The sequence below is a fragment of the Corynebacterium coyleae genome, assembly GCF_030408635.1.
GTDB classification, from domain to species: domain Bacteria; phylum Actinomycetota; class Actinomycetes; order Mycobacteriales; family Mycobacteriaceae; genus Corynebacterium; species Corynebacterium coyleae.
Genome location: NZ_CP047198.1, coordinates 1,187,162 through 1,210,834 on the forward strand (window position 1 = coordinate 1,187,162; position 23,673 = coordinate 1,210,834).

The 23,673-nt window shown below is 60.5% G+C and carries 22 protein-coding genes and 1 tRNA gene; 14 read left to right on the top strand and 9 right to left on the bottom strand.

The genetic code is table 11. The annotated features are described in order from the left end of the window. Positions 1-52: 52 nt before the first annotated feature. Entirely contained in the window at positions 53-1,474 is a 1,422-nt protein-coding gene (gene leuC / locus CCOY_RS05815) for a 3-isopropylmalate dehydratase large subunit (protein ID WP_092102428.1), read from the top strand. A 12-nt stretch (positions 1,475-1,486) separates the two neighbouring features. Beyond that, a complete protein-coding gene (gene leuD / locus CCOY_RS05820; RefSeq protein WP_070820901.1) occupies positions 1,487-2,080 on the top strand; it encodes a 3-isopropylmalate dehydratase small subunit in 594 nt (197 codons plus the stop codon). 31 nt (positions 2,081-2,111) lie between these two features. Here the strand turns inward: leuD and CCOY_RS05825 are convergent, their stop codons facing one another. The 3 genes from CCOY_RS05825 to CCOY_RS05835 are packed head-to-tail and all read right to left on the bottom strand — an operon-like array spanning position 2,112 to position 4,114. Next, positions 2,112-2,558, bottom strand: coding sequence for a hypothetical protein (locus tag CCOY_RS05825; RefSeq protein ID WP_070450044.1), 447 nt, complete (start codon positions 2,556-2,558; stop codon positions 2,112-2,114). A 3-nt stretch (positions 2,559-2,561) separates the two neighbouring features. Further along, entirely contained in the window at positions 2,562-3,056 is a 495-nt protein-coding gene (locus tag CCOY_RS05830; protein WP_070450041.1) for a YbjN domain-containing protein, read from the bottom strand. Between the two features lie 26 nt (positions 3,057-3,082). Then, positions 3,083-4,114, bottom strand: coding sequence for an NUDIX hydrolase (locus CCOY_RS05835; RefSeq protein ID WP_092102430.1), 1,032 nt, complete (start codon positions 4,112-4,114; stop codon positions 3,083-3,085). A 104-nt stretch (positions 4,115-4,218) separates the two neighbouring features. Between CCOY_RS05835 and CCOY_RS05840 the strand changes: the two genes are divergently transcribed. Together CCOY_RS05840 and CCOY_RS05845 are read left to right on the top strand one after the other, a co-directional pair. Next, positions 4,219-5,217 carry an NAD(P)H-dependent glycerol-3-phosphate dehydrogenase gene (locus CCOY_RS05840; RefSeq protein ID WP_070450038.1) on the top strand — a complete coding sequence of 333 codons (999 nt, stop codon included), beginning with the start codon at positions 4,219-4,221 and terminating at the stop codon, positions 5,215-5,217. Positions 5,218-5,242: 25 nt separating this feature from the next. Then, complete coding sequence (locus CCOY_RS05845; RefSeq protein ID WP_167594520.1) at positions 5,243-6,292, top strand: D-alanine--D-alanine ligase family protein; 1,050 nt, start codon at positions 5,243-5,245, stop codon at positions 6,290-6,292. 61 nt (positions 6,293-6,353) lie between these two features. Here the strand turns inward: CCOY_RS05845 and CCOY_RS05850 are convergent, their stop codons facing one another. Next, positions 6,354-7,280 carry a DUF3515 domain-containing protein gene (locus CCOY_RS05850; RefSeq protein WP_070829374.1) on the bottom strand — a complete coding sequence of 309 codons (927 nt, stop codon included), beginning with the start codon at positions 7,278-7,280 and terminating at the stop codon, positions 6,354-6,356. A gap of 34 nt (positions 7,281-7,314) precedes the next feature. Here CCOY_RS05850 and CCOY_RS05855 point away from each other — a divergent pair, with 34 nt between their 5' ends. Genes CCOY_RS05855 through CCOY_RS05885 form a run of 7 tightly spaced genes read left to right on the top strand, consistent with a single transcriptional unit; the run spans position 7,315 to position 14,514 of the window. Next, positions 7,315-8,277 (top strand): thiamine-phosphate kinase, encoded by a 963-nt coding sequence (locus tag CCOY_RS05855; protein ID WP_092102433.1) that lies wholly within the window; start codon positions 7,315-7,317, stop codon positions 8,275-8,277. Continuing rightward, the gene (locus CCOY_RS05860; protein ID WP_092102436.1) at positions 8,278-8,919 is read left to right on the top strand and encodes a uracil-DNA glycosylase; all 642 of its coding nucleotides are present in this window, start codon (positions 8,278-8,280) and stop codon (positions 8,917-8,919) included. It abuts the gene before it with no gap. A 24-nt stretch (positions 8,920-8,943) separates the two neighbouring features. Continuing rightward, complete coding sequence (locus tag CCOY_RS05865; protein ID WP_092102439.1) at positions 8,944-10,584, top strand: DAK2 domain-containing protein; 1,641 nt, start codon at positions 8,944-8,946, stop codon at positions 10,582-10,584. Continuing rightward, the gene (locus CCOY_RS05870; RefSeq protein ID WP_070816772.1) at positions 10,585-12,687 is read left to right on the top strand and encodes an ATP-dependent DNA helicase RecG; all 2,103 of its coding nucleotides are present in this window, start codon (positions 10,585-10,587) and stop codon (positions 12,685-12,687) included. 18 nt (positions 12,688-12,705) lie between these two features. Beyond that, positions 12,706-13,287, top strand: a complete 582-nt coding sequence (gene rsmD / locus CCOY_RS05875; RefSeq protein WP_180949979.1) for a 16S rRNA (guanine(966)-N(2))-methyltransferase RsmD — start codon at positions 12,706-12,708, stop codon at positions 13,285-13,287. A 1-nt stretch (position 13,288) separates the two neighbouring features. After that, positions 13,289-13,768, top strand: a complete 480-nt coding sequence (coaD, locus tag CCOY_RS05880) for a pantetheine-phosphate adenylyltransferase (RefSeq protein ID WP_070484190.1) — start codon at positions 13,289-13,291, stop codon at positions 13,766-13,768. Between the two features lie 2 nt (positions 13,769-13,770). Then, positions 13,771-14,514: a sulfite exporter TauE/SafE family protein gene (locus CCOY_RS05885; protein WP_321195424.1), complete on the top strand. Its 744-nt coding sequence runs from the start codon at positions 13,771-13,773 to the stop codon at positions 14,512-14,514. A 50-nt stretch (positions 14,515-14,564) separates the two neighbouring features. Here CCOY_RS05885 and CCOY_RS05890 read toward each other — a convergent pair whose 3' ends face one another. From CCOY_RS05890 to CCOY_RS05905, 4 genes are all read right to left on the bottom strand, one after another. Further along, positions 14,565-15,317, bottom strand: coding sequence for an amino acid ABC transporter ATP-binding protein (locus tag CCOY_RS05890; RefSeq protein WP_092103080.1), 753 nt, complete (start codon positions 15,315-15,317; stop codon positions 14,565-14,567). Between the two features lie 20 nt (positions 15,318-15,337). Next, positions 15,338-16,303: an amino acid ABC transporter permease gene (locus tag CCOY_RS05895; RefSeq protein ID WP_070422944.1), complete on the bottom strand. Its 966-nt coding sequence runs from the start codon at positions 16,301-16,303 to the stop codon at positions 15,338-15,340. 2 nt (positions 16,304-16,305) lie between these two features. Continuing rightward, on the bottom strand, positions 16,306-17,214 hold the full coding sequence (locus tag CCOY_RS05900; protein WP_092102442.1) for an ABC transporter substrate-binding protein: 909 nt from the start codon (positions 17,212-17,214) through the stop codon (positions 16,306-16,308). 90 nt (positions 17,215-17,304) lie between these two features. Further along, positions 17,305-17,928 (bottom strand): hypothetical protein, encoded by a 624-nt coding sequence (locus CCOY_RS05905; RefSeq protein WP_070422942.1) that lies wholly within the window; start codon positions 17,926-17,928, stop codon positions 17,305-17,307. 70 nt (positions 17,929-17,998) lie between these two features. Between CCOY_RS05905 and CCOY_RS05910 the strand changes: the two genes are divergently transcribed. Together CCOY_RS05910 and CCOY_RS05915 are read left to right on the top strand one after the other, a co-directional pair. After that, positions 17,999-19,621, top strand: a complete 1,623-nt coding sequence (locus CCOY_RS05910) for an SWIM zinc finger family protein (RefSeq protein WP_143028477.1) — start codon at positions 17,999-18,001, stop codon at positions 19,619-19,621. A gap of 91 nt (positions 19,622-19,712) precedes the next feature. Further along, positions 19,713-20,144: a hypothetical protein gene (locus CCOY_RS05915; protein WP_092102449.1), complete on the top strand. Its 432-nt coding sequence runs from the start codon at positions 19,713-19,715 to the stop codon at positions 20,142-20,144. Positions 20,145-20,703: 559 nt separating this feature from the next. Here the strand turns inward: CCOY_RS05915 and CCOY_RS05920 are convergent. Continuing rightward, a tRNA-Leu gene (locus tag CCOY_RS05920) sits at positions 20,704-20,780 on the bottom strand. Between the two features lie 152 nt (positions 20,781-20,932). On the opposite strand from CCOY_RS05920, the gene polA reads away from it, so the two are divergent. Next, positions 20,933-23,536, top strand: coding sequence for a DNA polymerase I (polA, locus tag CCOY_RS05925; RefSeq protein ID WP_244268774.1), 2,604 nt, complete (start codon positions 20,933-20,935; stop codon positions 23,534-23,536). The last annotated feature ends 137 nt before the right edge of the window (positions 23,537-23,673 follow it).

Here is a 23,673-nt window from a genome sequence, read left to right on the forward strand (position 1 = left end):
TCCTAGCATCTCATAGTGTGGGATGTTGGGAGCCCGTATGAAGGAGGACCGGATGACTCAGCCACCGTTGACATTAGCGGAGAAAGTGTGGCGCGACCACGTGGTAATGAAGGGGGAAAACGGCGAGCCTGACCTCATCTTCATCGATTTCCAGCTCCTGCACGAAGTGACCTCGCCGCAGGCGTTTGACGGCCTGCGGATGAACGGACGCACCATGCGCCACCCCGAGTTGCATTTGGCAACGGAGGACCACAACGTGCCCACCACGGGTATTACCAGCGGTGACCTCGTCGAGATCACCGAGCCTACCTCGCGCACCCAGGTAGCCACCCTGCGCGACAACTGCGCCGAGTTTGGTGTGAAGCTGCACCCGATGGGCGATATCCAGCAGGGCATCGTGCACACCGTCGGCCCGCAGCTGGGCATTACACAGCCCGGAATGACCATTGTCTGCGGCGACTCGCACACCTCGACGCACGGCGCGTTCGGCTCGATTGCCATGGGCATCGGCACCTCTGAGGTGGAGCACGTCATGGCCACCCAGACCCTGCCGCTGAAACCCTTCAAGACCATGGCCATCGAGGTCACCGGCGAGCTGCAGGACGGCGTGACGGCCAAGGACCTGATCTTGGCGATCATCGCCAAGATCGGCACCGGCGGCGGCCAGGGCCACATTATCGAGTACCGCGGCGAGGCCATCGAGAAAATGTCCATGGAAGCACGCATGACGTTGTGCAACATGTCTATCGAGGCAGGCGCGCGAGCCGGTATGGTCGCGCCGGACCAGACCACGTTCGACTACGTCGAGGGCCGCGAGTACGCGCCGAAGGGCGAGGACTGGGATGCAGCCGTGGAGTATTGGAAGACGCTGCCGACCGATGAAGGCGCAAAGTTCGATACCGTCGTGGAAATCGACGGTGCAGCACTGACACCGTTTGTCACCTGGGGTACCAACCCAGGCCAAGGTCTGCCGCTCGGCGAAAACGTTCCCGACCCGGAGGACTTCACCGACGACAACACGAAGGCATCTGCTGCGAAGGCCATCGAATACATGGGCTTGACCCCGGGCATGCCGCTGCGGGACATCACCATCGATACGGTCTTCCTCGGCTCCTGCACCAACGCGCGCATCGAGGATCTGCGTGCAGCCGCCGACGTTGTCAAGGGCCGCCGCATCGCCGAAGGTACACGCATGCTCGTCGTACCGAGCTCCACACTTGTGAAGCAGCAGGCCGAAGAAGAAGGCCTCGACGCGATCTTCACAGAGTTCGGCGCAGAATGGCGGACCGCGGGCTGCTCCATGTGCCTCGGCATGAACCCAGACCAGTTGCGACCGGGGGAGCGCAGTGCCTCCACAAGCAACCGCAATTTCGAAGGCCGCCAAGGCCCGGGTGGCCGTACCCACCTCGTATCCCCGCTGGTTGCAGCAGCAACTGCGGTGACCGGCCACCTCGCAAGCCCGGCAGATCTGTAAAGGAGCCCGATCATGGAAAAGTTCACCACTCACACCGGCGTCGGCGTTCCGCTGACCCGCACCAACGTTGATACCGACCAGATCATCCCCGCGCGCTACCTCAAGCGTGTGACCCGCACCGGTTTCGAGGACGGCCTATTTTCTAATTGGCGTGAAAACGAAGCCACATTCGTCCTCAATCAGGACGCGTTCAAAGACGGCTCCGTGCTGTTCGCCGGCGAGGACTTTGGCACAGGCTCCTCGCGTGAACACGCTGTCTGGGCGCTCATGGACTACGGCTTCCGCGCCGTGTTCAGCCCTCGATTCGCGGATATCTTCCGAGGAAACGCCGGCAAAGCTGGCCTGCTCGCGGGCATCATGAGCCACTCCGATATCGAGCTGATCTGGAAGCACCTTGAGCAGCACCCAAGTGATGAGGCGATCGTCTCGCTCGAAGACTGCACCGTCACCGTCGGCGGCAACACCTTTACCTTCGAGATCGACGATTACACCCGCTGGCGGCTCATGGAAGGCCTCGACGATATTGGGCTGACGCTTCGCGACGAGCCCGCCATCGAACGATTCGAAGCAACGCGTCCAGCGTTCAAGCCGTCCGTCGCGGGTTAGACCCCGGACGGCGATAGCGCCCTCGGGCTGGTTATTTGCCCAACTGGTCGACGACGCCCGGGGCGAACGCCTCCAGGAACTCACGCGCAGCGACAACGACGCCTTGGATACCGGTCTTGATCTCGTCGGAAAACTGCTGGTCGCTGCGCTCCCAGTAACCCGGCAGAGAGTAAGTCACGGCAAGCGCGGTGATGCCGCGCTGTTCGTCCTTCACTGCGGTCACGGTGGGGTAAGCCTTCTCAATGTTGTATCGCTCCACCCACTCGAGCACCTCATTAAACTGCGCGGCCTTCACCGAATCCACAGCGACGGTGGTCAGCACGTTGAGATTCGGCTCGATCATGTTGATTTCCAGACCGATACCGGAAAAACCGGTGCGCAGCGCAGGGCCAAGCGGTGCCTTTTCGTACTTCCAGCCTTCCTTGTCAAACAAGGCGATGACACGGTCGATGCTGAGGTTGCTGGTTGCAGAAGTCATGTCCTAGTCCTCCTGGTTAGCTTCGGCGTTGGCTTCGGTGTTTGCTTCGGTGGTGAAGGTTTTCGGGCCGCTCGTCGACAAGAGCTCGCTGGTATCTGGCAAGGCCTCGCGCAGCAGGTTCACCACGTGATGGATTGCGGAGAAGTAGTAGTCCAACATTGCACGCACCTGCTCGTCGGTGAAGCCTTCGTTGGAGAAGAACGGCGCGTCGATCAGCACGACGGCATCGTCCTCACGACGTACCGGGTGTACGCGCACGAGGGGCATCGTCCGGTTGATCTCGTTGCAGCGCAGACGCAGCGTCTCAATATCGTCGCCCTCAATGATGCCGAGCCAGCGTGCGGTGGCCTTGAAACCACCCTCGGCTACCTCGAAGAACACCATCAGGCTGGGAAATGCGGTGCGAACCTCGCCGCTGTCTTCTCGGAAGTACTGCACCCCCATTGATTTCAGGGTGGCCGCGATGCGGTCTTGGGAAATGGCGGTAGGAGCTGCCATGGTCTGGGCCTTTCGTCGTGGTGGGGTTACAGAACTGGAAGTGGGGAGGGGATGTAGTCCGCGCCGATGAGCTTGCCGTCGTGGAACGTCAGCACCCATACGGAGGCTTTCTTCGCGCGGATTTCTTCGTCGATAGGCAGTGTCCCTTGCGCCGAGAGCCACGCGATTATGCCGGGGATGATCCCACCTTGCGCGCACACCACGCTGGTTCCGCCGGCCTCAATCACGTCCTTGAATGCGTGCTTGGCGCCAACCATGTCGGCGATCCAGGCATCGTCGCCAAACTGCTTATCGACGACAACCTCACACCCCATCTCATCCGCCAGCGGCGCAACCGTGTGCTGGCAGCGCTCCGGAACCGCCGAGTAAATACGTTCCGGCGCGAACGCACTGAGCAGGGGAACGAGCATCTCGGATTGGCGGCGGCCCTTCTTATCCAGAGGACGCAAGTTGTCGTCGCCGGACCATTTGTTGCGGTCGTGGGCGCGGGCATGTCGGACATAGAGGATGCGTGCATCTGCGGGCGTGTTAAAGCGCTTCTGGGCCTTCTGGAGCACCTCGCGGTCGAGGTCGTACGTCATCAACTCAAGCGCTTCATTGAGTGGCAGCCAGCGGATCTCGTCGACCTCGTTGTTGGGTACGAACTCGCCACCGACGACCTCGCCGGTCCAGTAATAGACCACCTTGGTGGTCTTCTTTACCGGGTAGACCGTCTTGCCCAGCAACTTGCCCAGGCGAACGTCGTAGCCCGTTTCCTCCTTGATTTCACGTACTGCGGTTTGTACAAGCGACTCATCAGGGTCGACCTTGCCCTTGGCCAGCGACCAGTCGTCGTAATGAGGACGGTGAATGCACGCAACCTCAATGGTGTCGGGTTGCGTAACGTCACCGCGCCACAGCACCGCACCCGCAGCAAGCGTGGTGCGCTCGAACTCCTTCTGCGGTTTTAACGGAATAGCCTGAAGCCTGCCAGTGAGAAACTTCTCACCCAAGGCGTCCTTATCTTGCTCGGAGAGCTTCCCGCTGTTTCCTGGTGTCTTGGATGCGTGAGTAGGCATGTCCTCCATTGTGTCCCAAGTAACCCACTCACGCCGGACACGCCACGCGCCACGGCCGGTGGTAGGTTAAACCGGAACAATCGGCTGGGAGGATTCAGAAAAATATGGTCAACGTTGCGGTACTGGGGGCAGGCTCCTGGGGTACAACCCTGGCGAAGGTGTTCGCGGACGCCGGCAACAGGGTCACGCTGTGGGCGCGTCGGGACAACCTTGCCCGCACCATTCAGACCACGCGGGAAAACCCGGAGTACCTTCCCGGCATCACACTCCCGGATGCGATCGAAGCCACCTCGGACGAGCAATACGCGCTGCAAGACGCGACCATCGTCGTCTTTGGCGTACCCAGCCAGACCATGCGGGAAAACGTCGCGCGTTGGGCACCCATGATCCCGGCTGATGCGACGATGCTGTCCATCTCAAAGGGTGTGGAAACAGGAACACATCTGCGTATGAGTGAAGTTATTGCAGAGGTCACCGGAGCGGACCCGAACCGGATTGCAGTGCTCAGCGGGCCCAACCTGTCGCGCGAGATTGCGCTCGAACAACCTGCCGCCACCGTGATTGCATGCGCTGACGAGAACCGCGCAAAACTCGTCCAAGCCGCGTGTGCGACTAACTATTTGCGGCCGTACACCAACACCGATGTTGTGGGCTGCGAAATCGGCGGCGCGACGAAAAATGTCATTGCGCTTGCCTGCGGTATGGCTTCCGGCCAGGGGCTTGGCGACAATACCCTGGCATCCCTGATCACCCGTGGCCTTGCAGAGACCACCCGTCTGGGCAACGCGCTCGGCGCGGATCCCCGCACGTTTGCAGGTCTTGCCGGTATGGGAGACCTCGTGGCCACGTGTGCTTCGCCGCTGTCGCGTAACCGCACATTTGGCTCCGCTTTGGGGCAAGGTGCGACGATGGAAGAGGCGAAGGCTGCGACGAAGGGCCAGGTTGCGGAGGGCGTGGTGTCGTCGAGAAGCATTTTCCAGCTCGCCGAAAAGCATGGCGTGGAGATGCCGATTACCCAGGCAGTGTTTGCCATTTGCCACGACAACTTCAAAGTTGCGGACACGATCGCGACACTGATGGGGCGCAGCAAGAAGGCAGAGTAAAACTGCGCCATGGCTACGCGGTAGATTGGTCAGCGTGATTCGCGTAGCAGTTCTTTATGGTGGCATGTCCACCGAGCACTCCATTTCCTGCATTTCCGCAGCGTCGGTGATGCAACACATGCCGGCTGACTACGAGGTGTTTCCCATCGGTATCACCCGTGACGGCGTATGGGTCGAAGGCACAACAGACCCAGTAAACGGCGTCGCGCTGCCTGAGGTGCCCGCAGGCCGCGAAGTTGCACTCTCCATCAACCCGACGCGCAAGGGGCAGATCTTCGATGTAGCAACCGGCGAAAGTATCGCTTGCGTCGATGTTGTCTTCCCGGTGCTGCACGGCAAATACGGCGAAGACGGCACAGTGCAAGGACTGCTCGAACTCGCTGGTGTCCCGTACGTTGGCCCAGGGGTGCTTGCATCCGCCTGTGGCATGGACAAGGAGTACACGAAGAAGCTCGTCGCGGCTGAAAACATTGCGATCACCAGGGAAGTGATCCTCGACGGTCGGGCAGTGCTTGACGACGACGAGCGTGACTACCTCGGTCTACCAGTGTTCGTAAAACCCGCCAACGGTGGGTCATCGATCGGTGTGTCCAAAGTGAGCTCCTGGGACGACTTCCCGGCGGCGTACGACCTTGCGCACGAATCCGATTCCAAGGTGATTGTGGAAGCGGAACTTGTCGGCGACGAGGTTGAGGTGGGAGTCCTCGAACGACCCGACGGGACCATTGCGGCATCCCTGCCAGCGAAGCTCAACGGCACCGAAGACTCCGAAGAAGGCTTCTACGGGTTTGAAACGAAATACCTCGAAGAGGGCGTTACGGCAACGATTCCGGCACCGTTCGACGAGGCAACAACCGCGCAACTTCAAGACATGGCGGTGACGTGTTTCAAGGCGCTGAACTGTAAGTCGCTCGCACGTGTGGACTTCTTCGTCACCAAGGACGGCCCGGTGCTCAACGAGGTCAACACCATGCCTGGATTCACCGCGATTTCGATGTACCCGCAGGTGTGGGCAGCCACCGGAGTGGACTACCCGGAACTGCTGGACACGCTGGTGCGGACCGCGCTGCGTTAAAGCACAGCGTTAAAGCACAGCGTTAAGGCGCAGCGTTAAAGCACAGCGTTAAGGCGCAGCGTTAAAGCGCAGCGGTGTGCTCGGCGATCAGTTCAGTCAGGTTCGTAATCGCCTCGTTGCTCTCCGCCTGCGGCAAAGAGACTGCGATACCGCTGTCGCGCCCCAATGCGTACCACGTCGATGCCGTGGTGCCGTTTGCCAACAGCACATCCTCGAACCACGGAATGTCATTGACCTGGGCAAGTTGTGCACCCGGTGCGTAATTCGGCGATGGGGCGACACCGCAGCGCAGAACGATCGGATCACGTCCCTCGGCACGCCATGCGACGGTGTTTTCGGACGCAGGCTCTGTCCGGGTGTAGCCCTCGGCGATAGCATCCGGTGCGGCCTGGAGCAGCGCGTCGCACTTCGATGCATCTGCGCCTTCCAACGCGGACAAAGGCGCGGGGTTGTGGGGCTGATCCTTCGATGGCAGCCCATCGGCGCCCAGCCGTCCGAGGGACTTCTTTGAGTCGTGGAGTACCTGCGCATCACCGGTCACGGCGATCACAGGGGAGCGGTCCACGGTGTACCAGGTGGCCAGGTTGGACTGGGGCGTGAGGTCGTCGATACGCATCCACGTTGCATTGCCGATGGTTTCAGTAACGGCGTAGTCCGTGTACTGCGCCGGCATGTCTACACCGCAGCGCAGGGTGACGCGGTCATCGGTGGACTTGCGCCAGGCGGCGGCGCCTTGTGGTGCCGGTTCTGCGAGTTCGGCACGGGGAAGGCCGGCGAACCGGTCGGGGAGGGCGTCGATAAGCGATGCGCACTCCGGGCTATCGGCCATCGGGGCAGGAAGATCAGCCATCGCGACCGGCTGCAGCGCCACACGTTGGAAGAACACACGAGCGCCAATAACGGCTCCGAGGACGAGAAGGACTGCGAGGCCAAGACTGACCAAAATTGTTGTGCGATTAACCTGTGGTTCGTGCGCCGTGGTTGCCATGGCGAAATAGTCTAACGAAAGGGCTGCCCAACCCGTGATCACCACCGGATTTCCCACTGATGGTCCGACGCTTGCGCAGGTCGGCGAGCGAGCGGTTATCGCCGCGATTCGCGCTGCCGCACCGTCTGCCCTCAACGGCGACGACGCAGCGGTACTTACCCCCTCAGTGCCAAACTCGAGAGTCGTCGCCGGCACCGACATGTTGGTGGAAGGCCATCACTTCACTCGTGCGACCACAACCCCGTACCTTTTGGGCCGCAAGGCGACGGTGCAGAACTTCGCGGATATCGAGGCAATGGGCGCGCGCCCGATTGCAGCACTGATGGGGGTGTCTGTCTCCCGCGATGCGCCGGCAGCATGGGTCGAAGAGATCGCCCGCGGCATTGGGGATATGGCAGGGGAGTATGGCTGTGAACTCGTCGGCGGGGATCTGACCGACGGGCAAGAACTTGTGGTCTCCGTAACCGCAATCGGCTCGCTTGGTGGTAATCGTCCGCCGCTGACGCTAGACGCGGCACGCCCCGGTCAGCGAGTGGTCGCGCACGGCAATATCGGTTATTCAGCCGCAGGGTTCGCGCTGCTGCAGGCCGGGATTGATGTGCCGGAGGAGCTCGAGGTGCTTGTGAAGGCGCATCAGGCCCCGGTGCTTACCCCGGGGCGTGGCGTGGTGGCGCGCGCGGCAGGCGCGACCGCGATGACGGACAACTCGGATGGGCTCATCCGGGATGTGACGACGCTGGCAAAGGCATCTTCGGTAGGCATCGAACTGTCAAAGGTGGCGCTGCGCCCGGATGCGACCTTGCAGGCTGCGGGCGTACTCCTTGGCGTCGACCCGTGGGAGTGGGTGCTCACAGGTGGGGAGGACCACACCCTCATCGGCACGATCGATGGGTCCGCACCGGTTGGGTTCCGCTCGATTGGCGCAGTCACTCGCAAGCCCGGGGTGCGCATCGACGGCGAGGCCCCAGAATTGACCGCTGGATGGGAGAGTTTCTAAATGTTGCCCGTGCACGAATCTTGGCAGGAACCGCTCGCTCCGGTAGAAGACCGCATCCACGCAATGGGGCAGTTTTTGCGCACAGAGGACGACTACCTGCCGCGTGGCCACGATATTTTGCGGGCTTTTGCGGATCCGTTCGACGATGTCCGGGTCCTCATCCTGGGTCAAGACCCGTATCCGACCCCAGGACACCCGATGGGGCTGGCGTTTTCCACCCAGCCTGGGGTGGCGGCGCCGCGGTCGTTGGTGAATATCTACAAAGAGCTGCAGGCTGATCTGGGTATCCCGCCCCGGGCGGATGGGGACCTGTCGTCGTGGTCGTCGCAAGGCATTTTGCTGCTCAACAGGGTGCTTACCGTGCGTCCGGGAAAGCCCGCGTCACACCGTGGCAAAGGCTGGGAAGAGGTTACCCAGGCCGCAATTGAGGCGCTTGTCCGCCGAGATGCGCCACTCGTAGCTATCTTGTGGGGCCGTGACGCACAGACAGCTGCGAGATTTTTGGGGGATACTCCCCGGATTGAGTCGCCGCATCCGTCGCCGTTATCAGCATCGCGCGGTTTCTTCGGTTCGCGCCCGTTCTCGCGTGCAAATGAAGCGCTTCAAGCACAGGGTGCGAATCCCATCGACTGGAGTCTGTAACAGCTCCCTGTAAGCTTTCGCTTCATGTCTGTCACTCCGCTTATCGACGCCGCAGGGTTGCGTGCGTGGGCCCAACGCGCCTCCGCCGAGCTGGAGCGGCGCCGAGTGGAGATCAACAGCCTCAACGTCTTTCCCGTGCCGGACTCCGATACAGGTTCCAACATGGCGCACACGATGCGTTCAGCCTGCGAGCAAGCAGCTTTGCTTGGCGACGACGCCAGCGCCGTCGATGTCGCCGAAGCCCTGGCCGTCGGCGCTGTACGTGGAGCACGCGGCAACTCAGGTGTGGTGTTGTCCCAGGTGATGCGCGGAATCGCGCAGTCTGTCAAAGACGATGCTTCGGACGGGGAAATGGTCGCGGACGCATTGACGCATGCAGTGAAGTTTGTGGACCAAGCCATTGCGGATCCGGTGGAAGGCACCGTGATTACGGTGCTCCGAGCGGCGTCTGTGGCTGCCCAACAAGCGGTAGAGGACATTGGGCGTCCGTTGAGCTTGCTCGATGTCGCAGCACCTGCGACATCCGCAGCCAGGGTGGCCTTGGCCAACACGCCGTCGCAGCTGCCAGTGCTACGCGAGGCAGGCGTGGTCGATGCCGGCGGCACCGGTGTGGTGATTCTGCTCGAGGCGCTGTTGGAAGAGGTAGAGGATAGTCCCGCAACTGCACCCGATGGTGATGTCCAAGAGAGCGCCGTACGCAGCGCAGAAGCCAGTGCAGAAAGCACCCCGGCACCTGCTGAAAGGGCAGACCGCGACGTGCACGTTGACATGGCGCATGCGGGGCCGTCGGGTCGGGAGCACTCCCTTGAGGTGCTCTTTGGGTTTCAGGGCGATATTGCGGAGTTGGAAACCGAGCTGCGCCCCTTGGGCGACAGCCTGGTCATCGCTCGGCTATCTGATACGGAAGCCACTGTGCACATTCACACGCTCGATGCAGGTGCTGTGATTGAGACGGCCTATCGCCTCGGCAAGGTCCAAAACCTGCGCCTTGAAGTGCTCCCGGGTGCCCCAGTGGTACGAAACCCCGATCGCTTGATTGTGGCCGTGACGCCTCCCGGCTCCCTGACAGAGCTGTATAAGGAAGCAGGTGTGGTCACTGTTGCCCCGGGCGACGAGGTGATCTCGGACATGCTCTCCGTGATTCGGCGTTCGGGCAGCAACGAGATCATCGTGCTGCCGAATGGGCTGCTCAGTAACCGGAATCTCGCTGCCGTGGAGAAAGCAACCCGAGCGCTGGAACAGACGATCACACTGCTTCCTACAGTCCGGTTAGTCTCCGGTATTGCAGCGCTGTCTGTGCACGATCCGAACCAGCCGCTGGCTACCGCCGCGTTTTCCATGTCTGAGGCGGCTGGCGAGATGCGTACGGCAGTGGCTCACCGCGCAAAGAAGGGCGCGCTGACACTCAGCGGCGCGGTTGCCAAGGGTGATGTGGTGGTTACTGCACGGGGGGAGACGCTGCTTATCGCCGAAGACCCGCTCGATGCTGTGAAGCGGGCATGCAAACGCCTGCTCGAACACGGCGGGGAGCAAGTCACGGTGCTGTTTGACCCAGCTGAGCTGTCGGAGGAGGAGCTTCGCAGGCTGAACACTGAGCTCGGCGTCCAGGTCATGGTTTATCCTGCAGACGGATTGCAAGCATGTGCGGAGATCGGGGTGGAGTAAATGCTGGGGTTTGAGGACAATCGGCCACTGACTGAGGTTATTCCTGCGAAGCAGGCGCGGGCGATTGAGAAACACCTCAACATTTCCACGTGCGGCGAGCTGCTTCGGCACTATCCGCGACGCTACCTGCACTACGGCACCGGTGCTGACCTGACCGGGGTCGAAGCAGGCGATACGGTCACCGTGATCGGCGAGGTCGTCGACGCCAACACGTTTTACACCAAAAAGACGCCCAAGCGGCCGATTACCAAGGTGATGATCCACGATGGGCGTACGGAGTTCCAAGCCACCTTCTTCGGCTCCCAGTATGCCCAACGGGTGCTGAAGCCGGGTCGGCGCGCGATGCTGACGGGCAAGTTGGATTTCTACCGTAATCAGCCTCAGCTGCAGCACCCTGACTTCGTGCTCATGGACGGTCCTACTGAGGCGACCGGTTCCATGCGTCAGCTGTCTCACTTCGGTGATCTGGAAGAAATGCTGCGTGGCCGCCAGTGGCTTCCCCTGTATCCGGCGTCGAAGCAGGTCAGCACGTGGACGATTATGGGGGCTGTGCATGCGGTGTTGAAATCGCTGCCTCGTATCGACGAGCCGCTTGGCTTCACCCCCATCGGCCTGCTGCCGTTGAATGCTGCTGTGCGTCAGATCCACGAGCCCGGTGCAGAGGGACCTGCGCGCGCAAAGGAGCGCCTGAAGTATGACGAGGCCCTGTCTGTGGCGTTGGCGATGGGTGTGCGACGCATCGACACCTCCGCTCACAGGGCGCCCGAGATGCCCTATGTGAAGGGGGGCGATGAAGACAAGCTGCTGGACGGTCTGCCGTTCCCGCTGACCCGCGGCCAGAAGGAAGTGATCACGGACATCACGGCTGATATGTCCAAGACGGTGCCGATGAGTCGCCTGCTCCAAGGCGAGGTTGGCTCCGGAAAGACGGTGGTGTCGCTGATGGCGATGCTCCAGGCCGTCGATAACGGCGCGCAGGCGGCATTGCTTGCTCCGACGGAAGTTCTCGTGCTGCAACACGCGCGTTCGCTAACGTTCACTCTCATGCGTGCGGGTCTCCCCACCCGAGTGGTTGCGCTGACAGGATCGATGACGGTCGCGCAGCGCCAAGAGGCACTGCTGAAGATTGTTTCCGGGGAGGCCGACATTGTCGTCGGTACGCACGCCCTGCTCCAAGAGGGCGTGGACTTTTTCAACCTGGGGCTTGTCGTTGTCGACGAACAACACCGCTTCGGCGTAGAGCAACGCGACGCCCTGCGTGCCAAAGCGGGGGAGACCACACCGCATTTGCTGGTGATGACGGCAACGCCGATCCCACGCACCATTGCGATCACGGTGTTCGGCGATTTGGAAGTATCCACGCTGCGCGAACTTCCTGGTGGGCGCAAGCCGATCCAGTCTGCGGTGGTCCCGGAATTCAAACCGCGCTGGGTGGAGCGCGCTTGGGAGAAGATCCGCGAAGAAGTTGCAGCCGGGCACCAGGCCTACATTGTGTGTCCGCGTATCGACGGCGAAGGCGGCGTACTTGAGGTTGCCGAGCATCTCGCCGCAACGGAGTTTGCGGACCTGACCGTCGGCATCCTGCACGGACGCCTCAAAGGCGACGAGAAAGACAACGTCATGGCGGACTTCGCCAAAGGCGGCATCGACGTGCTGGTGTCCACGACGGTGATCGAGGTCGGCGTGGATGTGCCGAACGCCACGGTGATGGTCGTGCGCGAGTCGGAGCATTTCGGTGTCTCCCAGTTGCACCAGCTGCGCGGCCGAGTTGGGCGTGGCGGCAACCAGTCGCTGTGTCTGTTCCACACGCTCGCGGAGGAAGGCAGCCCCGGCTTCACCCGCGTATCCCAGGTAGCGGCGACAGCGGACGGGTTCGCGCTCGCGGAGCTTGACCTGCTTAACCGTGGCGAAGGTGACGTGCTTGGCACAGGCCAGTCCGGCATCAAACGCACGCTGCGGTTGATTAACTTGGTTGAGGACTACGACATCGTTAAACGTGCCTACGACGACGCCGCCACCTTGGTAGCAAACCAACCCGAGTTCGCCAGGGCAGCCACCGCCGGGTTTGTGGCAGAAGACTTCGAATATTTGGACAAGAGTTAGCTGGTTAAAGTTATGGGAATGAACCGCATCATTTCGGGAGAAGCCCGCGGCCGGAAGATCAAAGTGCCGCCGGCAGGAACGCGACCTACATCCGACCGGGCCCGCGAGGGGCTGTTTTCGTCGTTGCAGGTGCGTTTCGGGTTCGTCGATAAGCATGTGCTCGACCTGTTTGCAGGCTCGGGTGCGCTCGGGCTCGAGGCCGCGTCGCGTGGTGCGGCAGAGGTCGTGCTGGTGGAGAGCGACCCTGAGGCAGCGAAAATCATCGAATACAACGCAGGCGTGGTCAAGCACCCCAACGTGCACATCCACCAGATGAAGGCGTCGACCTACGTTGCATCGGCGCCGAAGAAACACTTCGACATGGTGCTGGCAGACCCTCCATACGAACTAGCCGACGAGGCGGTCGCAGAGATGGTCGAGGCCCTCAAACCTGCGCTGGCGGATGGGGCAGTGGTTGTCGTTGAACGCCACCGCGAAAGCCCGGAGACTGCATGGCCTGCGGAGTTCACCCCGACCGGCCAGAAGCTCAAGCGTCGCATCTACGGTATTGCACGTATGGATATGGCGGTCTACGCCGACCCGGAAGCAGAGGACAACTAAATTGACCATCGCAGTCTGCCCTGGCTCGTTCGACCCGATCACGAACGGGCACCTCGACATTGTCACCCGTGCCCTTCGTCATTTCGACGAAGTGATCGTGCTGGTCACAGGCAACCCTACGAAGACGTCGGGGCTGTTTACTATCGACGAGCGCGTCGACCTCATCCGCGAAGCCACCTCACACCTTGAGGGCGTTCGCGTGGATAGCTGGGCGGGCCTATTGGTCGATTACACCACTCAGCACGACATCAGCGCGCTGATTAAGGGCTTGCGCTCCTCGCTCGATTACGAGTACGAACTGCCGATGGCACAGATGAACCGACGCCTGACCGGCGTGGATACCTACTTCCTGCTGACGGATGAGAAGTACGGTTACATCTCGTCCTCGCTAACCAAAGAGGTTGCGAAGTACGGCGGTGACATTTCCGGACTCGTGCCGGAGAGCGTCCACGACGCGATTCGGGAGAAATTCAGCAATTGATCGTGTTGATCGCCGTCGCGCTCGCAGTTGCGATGGGCGCTGGGCTGCAGCGCATTTCCGGCATGGGACTGGGTCTGATCACCGGGCCTGTGCTCTCATTGCTGTTGGGACCTGTGGTTGGCGTGCTCATGATCAACGTCATCGCCACGGTCAATGCGGTGTTTAACACCTGGGGGATGCGCCGCGACATCGATTGGTCTAAGTTCTGGCCGATCGCAGGCGCGCTCATCATCGGCGTGCTTCCCGGGGTGTGGGTGGTCTCTCACGTATCGACGAGCGCCCTGCTCATCATCGTCGGTGCCCTGTTACTCATCGCCCTGTCAGTGGTGACGTTGGGCAAGCGCTACGTGCCTCAGATCGAAGGTGTGGTTCCTGCAGCTGCCGCTGGCGCCGTCGGCGGGTTCATGAACACCCTCGCAGGCGTTGCCGGGCCGGCATTTACCGTTTACGCGCACGCGGCACGTTGGCCACAGCGCATCTATGCCGCCACCTTGCAGCCGTTGTTCTTCGTCGCCGGCGCACTGTCGTTCGGGGCAAAGGAACTCTCTGGTGCGGCGGATATTTCCTCGATCAACCCCTGGCTGTGGGTCGCCTCCTTTGGCGGCATGCTTCTCGGAATCACCGCGGGAAAGCGGCTGGCCCCGCACGTACCGTCCGCGAAGGCCTACCGCATCGCGCTCGGGCTTGCGTTCTTCGGAGGCGCCACCACACTAGTCCGCGGCCTCGCAGGCTTGTTGTATGGATGAAAAACGGCCGCCCGGATGTGGGCGGCCGTTTCGTGTAAGGGAGTGTCCGGCTAGAACAGCGTGGAGACGAACGACTTCGTACGCTCGTGTTGCGGGTTATCCAGCACCTGTTCCGGTGTGCCGTACTCGATGATCTGGCCACCATCCATGAACGCGACCTTGTCTGCGACCTCGCGGGCAAACGACAGTTCGTGAGTGACCACCAGCATGGTCATGCCATCATCGGCGAGCTTGCGCATCACACGCAGCACTTCGCCAACGAGTTCGGGGTCGAGGGCGGAGGTGGGCTCGTCGAAAAGCATCAGCTTCGGATCCATCGCAACCGCACGAGCAATCGCCACACGCTGCTGCTGGCCACCGGAGAGCTGGATCGGATACGCGTCAGCCTTCGACTCAAGACCGACCATCGCAAGCAGCTCCTTCGCGCGCGCAGTGGCCTCTGCAACCGGCTGGCCCTTGACGTGCACCGGGGCTTCGATGATGTTGTCCAGCACCGTGCGGTGGCCGAACAGGTTGAAGTTTTGGAACACCATGCCGATTTCGCGGCGCTGCTTGGCGGCGTCCTTCTCACTCATCTCGTAGAGCGCGCCGTCGCGCTCCTTGTAGCCGATCAACTCGCCGTCGACGTACAGGCGACCCGCGTTGACCTTTTCCAAGTGGTTCACACAACGCAGCAGCGTGGACTTACCAGAGCCGGACGGGCCGATCAGGCACGTCACCTCGCCGGGGGCGACCTCAAGGTCGATGCCCTTGAGCACGTCGAGGCTACCGAAGGACTTCCAGACATCTACCGCCTGGATCATAGGAGTTTCCTTGACGGTCATTAGCGCTGTCCCTTCTTCTGCGGTTCTTCGACAATTTCAACGTTGTTCGGAATGGTGCCCTCTGCATCAGCCAAGCTGGCGAGCTGGCGAGCAGTGAGCTGGCGGGTAGCACCGCGGTCGAAGTAGCGCTCCAGGTAGTGCTGGGCGACCATGAGCAACGACGTGATCACCAGGTACCAGGTCGCAGCCACCAGCAGGAGCGGCACTGGCTGGAACAGGGCGGCGGCGATATCCATAGAGCGGCCGTAAAGCTCAAGCGAGTACGGCACAGCAACGACGAGCGAGGAGGTCTTGAGCAAGGAGATGAACTCGTTGCCGGTCGGCGGGATGATGATGCGCATTGCCTGTGGCAACACGGTTCGGGTCATTGTCTGACCCCAGCTCATACCCAACGCCTTGGAGGCCTCAACCTGGCCTTCCGGCACAGCGGAGACACCAGAGCGGACGATCTCTGCCATGTAGGCGGCCTCATTCAAACCGAGGCCAACAACGGCCAGGGTAAACGCTGAAGAGGTAAACGGCTCAAGCGGAATCTGGGCGAAGCCGACGTTGATCGAGTCGTAGATCGCGCCAATCAAGCCCCAGAACATCAACTGGACGTAGACCGGGGTACCACGGAAGATCCACAGGAACACCCACGCCACCGTCTTGAACACCGGGTTCGGGCTCATGCGCATGACGGCCAACAGCACACCGCCGACAACGCCGAGCAGCATCGCCAGCACCGTGATTGCAATGGTGTGCAGGGCCGCCATAGCGATGCGGGTATCCAGCAGGTACTGGAAGTAGATGTCCCAGCCGTAAGCCTCGTTTCGGGCCGCGCCGATGACAAACCAGACCACAAGCAGCACAAGAATCACTGCGAGCGTCCACCGTCCAGGGTGGCGCAACGGTTTCGCCTCGATACGCTCAGGACGCTTGCGTTCGCCCTGAGAGGCGACGTACTGGGAATATGGGGTGCTCATGCTTAGTGTTCTCCCACTGGTTGTTCGTTAATCAAAGCCTGGTCGAGCAGACCTGTCGAGATATTCCATTGCGCAAGGATGCGCTGGTAATCGCCGGTATCGATGAGGTGCTGCATCGCGGCAGCCATCGCCGGCGCAAGCGCAGAACCCTTCGGCACAGCAATGCCGTACGGCGCGGCGTCAAACATGTCGCCGATCATTTCCATCTTGCCGTCGGAGCGCTCCACAGCCCACGCGGTAACAGGGGAGTCGGCGCTGTAAGCATCGGCGCGCCCGACAAGCGTTGCAAGCGCTGCGTTGTCTGCTGTGTCGAAGGCAAGCACAGTAATCGGCTCCTTGCCCGCTGCTTCGCAGGCTTCTGACTTCGGACGAACGTCGTCGGTCTCCGAAACCGTCGTACGCTGCACCGAGACCGTCAAACCGCACGCATCATTCGGATCCACGTCGGCGCCAGGAGCGGCAGCCCACTGAATACCCGCGTAGAGGAAATTGATGAAGTCGAAGGTCTGGCGGCGTTCCTCGTTATCGGTAAAACCTGAAGCACCGGCGTCGAGGCTGCCACTGGAGACAGCGGGCAGGATCATCGAGAAGTCCATGTCTGCAACATCGAAGTCCATCCCCATGACACCAGCGAGTGCACGGGCAATGTCCATCTCCACACCGATGACCTGCCCGGTGGAGTCTTTGAACTCGAACGGGGCGAACGGTGGGTTCGCGCCGACGTTGAGCACGCCGTCTGCGGCAATTTCTGGCGGCACCATCGCCGCAATCTCAGGTACGGCGTCCGGAACGATCGGCTCCCAGCCGTCCGGGTTGCCGCCCTCTGTGTTAGTAACGCAGCCCGCGAGCGGCAGGGCCGCGGCGAGCACAGCGGCGAAAAGACGCCGCTTTGCGTGGGGTGGGTAATGCATTGGTCTCCCGCATACGATGAATACTTGCGTAGTCCCGTATATTACGCGCCGAATGCGGGATGATAAAACGCACCGCCCGAGCAGTAGAAACTACTGTGTTGCCATACGAATACCACGCATAGCCAGCTCAATGATCTGGCCAATGACCATCATGCCGAGGACGACCGGGATCCACACGGAAGTACGCTGGCTGGATCCTTCTGAGCTCAGGGCGAAATCGCCGGTGAAAAGCCCTTTGCCCATCTTTGCGGAGCCCTGGGCTTCCATCTTCCACAGCTCAACCGGGTTAGCAGTATCCGGGATGGAAGAGCCCCTTGCCCAAGCTTGGACGACCTCCTTGCCTTCGCCTTCTTCCATGTCGTCGGTCCACTCGGTAAACATCTCGGAGCTAGACACCTTCTTCAGCGGGTTTTTCTCCGGATCGATGTACATCGGATCCTTCTCCGGGTTCGGCTCAAGAGCCTCGATGAGCCCCTTCGGCTTGTCCTTGGAGTCCTTGCCGTCTGTGCTGTCCTTGTTGCTCTCAGCGTCCTTCTTTGCCGAGCTGGTCGCGTCAGACAGCGCAGCAAACGAATCGATGGTGTCCTTCAGCGCGTTGCTCGGGGAGACTGGAGCGTCCTCTTGCGCTGCCCCTTCCTGTGCATGTGCGGGAACCGTCAGCGTGGTCAACATGAGTGCTCCGGCGACAAAGCCGGCGATATAGGTCTGGCGCATGCGCCGTAGTCTAACCAAGCCATCGCCTAATGCCCATGTTGCTCTTCTCTACCTGCGTTAGACTGGCGAAATGACTACCACCATTTTGGGCTGGCTGACAGAAGAAACCATCGAAGACGCCGCAGGTTCAGGAGCATTTAACCGAGGGAAAAAAATCTCCTCCGCAGATGTCACCATCCTTAGCGATACTGAATCTGAAGTTCAGGCCGCAGTCCAAGGGACGTGGACATACCGAACGACATTGTTTGTGCAAGGGGATCGGGTTGGCACTACGTGCGACTGCCCGGTGGGCACGCAATGGTGTAAACACGCGGTGGCAGTCGCACTTGCGCTGCTCATCCCGAACGAGCTCTCGTTCGACGATTCCGCGGTTACCGATTCCTCTGCTACCTCCAACGAGTCGGCTCCAGACGCGGTGGACACCTACGTGGATTCTGCCAGCCCAGATGAACTGCGGCGACTCATTCACCATCTGCGGCAGATTCCAGAGGTCGAAGAGATGCTGGAGTTTAACGCCTTGAAGAGTTCGGGCGATGACAAACAAGTCCGTGAACACGTGAAATCGGCGATCACCGCTGCATCGCGGAAGAGCAGTGGATTTCGGGATTATTGGCAAAGTATGGAACTCGCACGGCACTGGAGCGATGCCCTTGACGTGGTGGAGGCGTACGTTGATGAGCACCGTGGCGTCGCAGTACGCCCCCAAATTGAGCGCGCGATCACGAGGTTGAATGCGGTTTTGGGACGTGCGGATGATTCTTCCGGGATGCTCGGCGACGAGCTGCATCGATGCTTCGACCTGCACGCGCGAGCATGCGCTGACGGCGTTGAGGACCAACAAAAACTTGCCAAGTGGTTGGTGAAGGAGACACTGGAAGCGCCGTTTGTTGAGCCTGATCTGAGGGCCTACGCGGGACTTCTCGGCGCTGATGCGGTCGAATCAATCGCCGCAGCCTTTGAGGCGAATCCACCGAAGTACGGTGCCAAGGCGCTCTTCCTCGATGTTGCATTCTTGCGTGGCGACGACGACCAGATCGAATCAATACTGCTCGACGGTAACTCCGTGAAGGACCTCATCGAGTTCTATGAGTCACGGGGCAGGAAAGATGAGGTCAAAGCAGTCCTTTCGAAGTGGGATACACCGATCCAGTGGAACGAAATCGATTTCTTTGAAAACCGATTGCGCGCCTACCTGGGAGACAAAGCGTTGTTGGACTACCGCATTGAAAAGTTCAAAGAAAACCCGGGAACAGTGACATTTGACCGCGTGATCCATGGACCGGGAGTGACCGAAGACGTGATCGACCTCATCCCAGAGGGCATCCCGGGCAGAGACGTGATGCTCCTGCAAGCGGCAATGAGATTCAACGATCCGGAATTGGGCCTGTCGGTGGTAGATGGCGACGAGGCCGACGTTCACTCTGCATTTGAATTCGCCCGTTCAGTGCTATCCAGTCACGACCCGGAACGTGCACTTGAAATCATGCTCAGGGAACCTGAGCACATTGCTCGGGCAAGTGGCGACAGGGCGTACAAGCAGGCTGCCGCATCGGCGACGCAAATCATCAACTGCTTCCCGGCCGATCCAGTCGCGCGTAAGGCAGTGCTGGAAAAGATGGAAGAGCTAGCCATCCGTTACAAAAACCGGCCTAAGATGCTCAAGATTTGGCGCAGCTACGGCCTGATCAACTAGCCGCGAACCTTCAAATTGCTCCCGAGCTTGCTTGATCAGACGCTGGTAGCTTGTTTGGTACCTGACACTCAAGCTTTGGAGGTCATACTCTATGAGCAGGGATCTTGATATTACTGTGCTGCTGGTCTGTATCGGTGGAGTCCTGTTGATGATCGCTTGCTGGACCTTCTACATCCAGGGCGTGCGAAGGGCGCCCAAAACGGAGGAATGGTACGACGAGGGCGATGTAAACGGTTCAGAGAGCGATGGCGCGCTCTTCGTCTATCCCTACGGATCGCTGGTTATTGGTACTGCCAGTGCCTTCGTTTTGTTCGGAATTATGAACCTTCCCGAGCCTGTTGAAACGGTGTTGCTTGTTTTATGCATGGCTGCCGGGGGCATCGGAATCATTGGTTTTACGGGCGCGTTCGGGATTCCACTTCCGTGGCCGTTCCTACCGCGTTGGGTCGTCGATATCCGCAAAGCCAAACGCGCTCGACGCCGCGAACGCAGAGAAGCCCGCAGGAAGGAAAAGAAGGGTTAATTAGACTCGTGCAAATACGCCTAACAAGTAGCCGGAGGTACGAGTTGTGAGTTTGCAAAAGCTCTTGTGGATTTGCGCGGGCATCGGGACTCTTCTTGCGGGGTATTTACACGGGGCGCCTGCTCTTCTGCTCATCGCTCTTCTTTTCGTCGTTGCCATACCGACAGTGCTTCTCGTTGCGTCATCTACAGAGCTCAAAGGTGGACTTAAGTCCGTCGGCTTGCTTGCGGTCTGTATTGCTATAGGTGCCTTCGTTCCGCTCGTTCTTCCTTTCGCTTATGCCGTTTTCGTCTCAGTGAGCTGGTACTCGATTACCTCCGCTAATTCTCTATAGCGCTCTTGGTTCGCCTCATGCGGGGCGGGGCCGGACCACCATTGGCGACCGCGATCTCCTGTGCTGCTGTCAACGTGTCGTTGCTTGCTTCCGACTCGGCCTGGTGGTGAATTTCCGGGTTTTGAGGTTTAGGAAAGCGATGTTTACCAGCAAGCCGTGTCACTTCTTGCTGAAAACGAAAGGGGAGGGGGTTCCGGAAAACTTTCCGAAAACCCTCTCCCGAGATGGTGCCCCAGGTGAGACTCGAACTCACACTGGACGGGTTTTGAATCCGTTGCCTCTGCCAATTGGGCTACTGGGGCGACGCGCGAAAGTGTATCGCAGTTCACCCCGATGTGTGAAATCGCAGGTTGATTAGGTGCGGAAGGTCGTGTCGTGGCGCCCGCTAGACTGGCTGACCGTGACTACAACATCGGAAAAATCCAAGCGTTTGCTGTTGATCGACGGCCACTCGATGGCCTTCCGCGCGTTCTATGCGTTGCCTGCGGAGAACTTCTCCACGTCGGGTGGGCAGCACACGAATGCGGTGTACGGATTCTTGTCCATGTTTGCCAATATTCTTTCCGACGAAAAGCCGACGCACGCTGCCGTCGCGTTCGACGTGGGCCGAAAGACGTTCCGTACGGAGCGTTTCCCGGAGTACAAGGCGCAGCGTGAGGCTACTCCACCTGAGTTTAAAGGCCAGGTTCCGCTGATTGAGGACGTGCTGGGGGATCTCGGCATTGTGACGTTGAGCAAGGAGAACTTTGAGGCGGACGATATCGTCGCCACGCTTGTGACCCAGGCTCGTGCAGATGGTGACTACGAGATTGTTCTGGTCAGTGGTGATCGCGACTACATCCAGCTTGTCGACGACACTACGACCCTCCTGTACCCAATGCGTGGCGTGTCTACGATGACGCGCTTTAACCCGGCGGAGGTGGAGAAGAAATATGGCCTGACGGCTGAGCAGTACCCGGACTTCGCGGCCCTGCGTGGCGACCCGTCAGACAACCTGCCGAATGTGCCGAAAGTGGGGGAGAAGACCGCCACCAAGTGGATTACGCAGTACGGCACGCTCGAGGGGCTTATCGAGCATGCGGATGAGTTGAAGGGGCAAGCAGCCAACAACTTCCGCGAACGCATTGACCAGGTGCGATTGAACCGCGAACTCACCGCAATGGTCACCGATGTGGAACTGCCCGTGGCGCCGGGTGATCTCGAACTCAAGCCAGCCGATGTCGCCCAGGTTGCGGCGCGTTTCGACGACCTCGAGTTCGGCGTGAATCTGCGCGAACGCGTGCTCGCCGCGGTACCGACCGATGGCAGCGCACCCGAACCTGAGACGGTGGAGCTGGCTGACGTGACGGTTGATAACGAGTCTCTGGACACCTGGCTGAAGTCTCATGAAGGTCAAGGCCTTGCCCTGTACCTTTCCGGTACGGCGACGCCTGGATCGGGTGATCTGACGGCGCTGGCTATCGTCGATAAGCAGCGCCACGGCATTGCGAAACTTGCCGCCGATCTGTCGGCTGATGAGGACAAGGCGCTGAAGACCTGGCTCGAGTCGGATGACCCGAAGTTCCTGCACGAAGCCAAGGCTGCCTATCACATGCTGCGTGGCCGTGGCATCGAGTTGCGCGGTATCGCACACGACACTGCGATCGCGGCGTATCTGCTGCGTCCCGGCCAGCGCACGTATGCGCTCGAGGATGTGTACCAGCGTCACCTGCAGCGCCAGCTCAGCACCAGCTCTGATCAGCTGAGCTTGCTGGATGATTCGGGCGACGTGGATGCGGCTGCGGCGATTCTGGAGCTTGCCGCAGAGTTGTCCAAGGACCTGCGCGAGATCAACTCCTACGAGTTGTACGCGAACCTCGAACTGCCACTGGTCACGGTGCTCGCGGAAATGGAGCACATTGGCATCGCCGTTGATCTGGACGTTCTGGAGGGGCTGCGCAAGGACCTGACGCACAAGGTTGAGCAGGTCGAAGAGCAGGCGCGTCAGCTGGTCGACGAGCCGGACCTGAACCTATCTAGCCCGAAGCAGCTCTCTGTCGTGCTCTTTGACAAGCTTGCGCTGCCGAAGACGAAGAAGACGAAAACGGGCTACTCGACTGCTGCGGCTGAGATCGAAGCACTCGCAGAGAAGAATCCGCACCCGTTCCTCGATTATCTGCTCGCGCACCGTGAGCACCAGAAGATGAAGTCCACGGTGGAAGGCTTGATTAAGACGGTGCAGCCGGATGGCCGGATCCACACCACGTTTAATCAGACTGTGGCCTCGACGGGGCGTCTCAGCTCGGCGGAGCCGAACCTGCAGAACATTCCGGTGCGTACTGAGGCCGGGCGCAAGATCCGCTCTGCATTTGTAGTTGGCGAGGGCTACGAATGCCTGCTTACCGCCGACTACTCGCAGATTGAGATGCGTGTGATGGCGCACCTCAGCCAAGACGAGGGCCTGATCGAGGCGTACCGGGCGGGGGAGGACCTGCACAACTTCGTTGGCTCCCGCGTGTTTGATGTTCCGATCGATCAGGTCACGCCAGAGCTACGTCGCCGGGTCAAGGCAATGTCCTACGGCCTCGTCTACGGCTTGTCTGCCTACGGCCTGTCGCAACAGTTGTCGATCTCTGCCGGTGAGGCGAAGGGCATTATGGAGAACTACTTCGAACGATTCGGCGGGGTAAAGCGCTACCTTGATGAGGTCGTCGAGCAGGCGCGTCGCGACGGCTACACCTCGACGGTGTTCGGTCGCCGCCGCTACTTGCCGGAACTCACAAGTGACAACCGAATCGCGCGGGAGAACGCCGAGCGTGCGGCGCTGAACGCCCCGATCCAGGGCACTGCTGCGGACATCATCAAGGTTGCGATGCTTCGTGTCGACGACGCCTTGCGCGACTACGCATCACGTGTCCTCCTGCAGGTGCACGATGAGTTGGTGCTCGAGGTTGCCCCGGGCGAGCTAGACGCCGTCCAAGCGATCGTGGAGCGCGAAATGGACAAGGCAATCGAACTCCTCGTCCCGCTAGAGGTGTCTGCAGGTACTGGCGCAAACTGGGAAGAAGCGGCGCACTAGCCGCGAGTACGTTTCGGGAAAGCACGAGGCGGGCATCACGTGAAGCACGCAGACTTCATCTGATGCCCGCCTCGAGTACGGCGTCCCCAGTTACCGTATCCCCCGACGTGGCCCAACCCCCCAGGCCATTTCCTCTT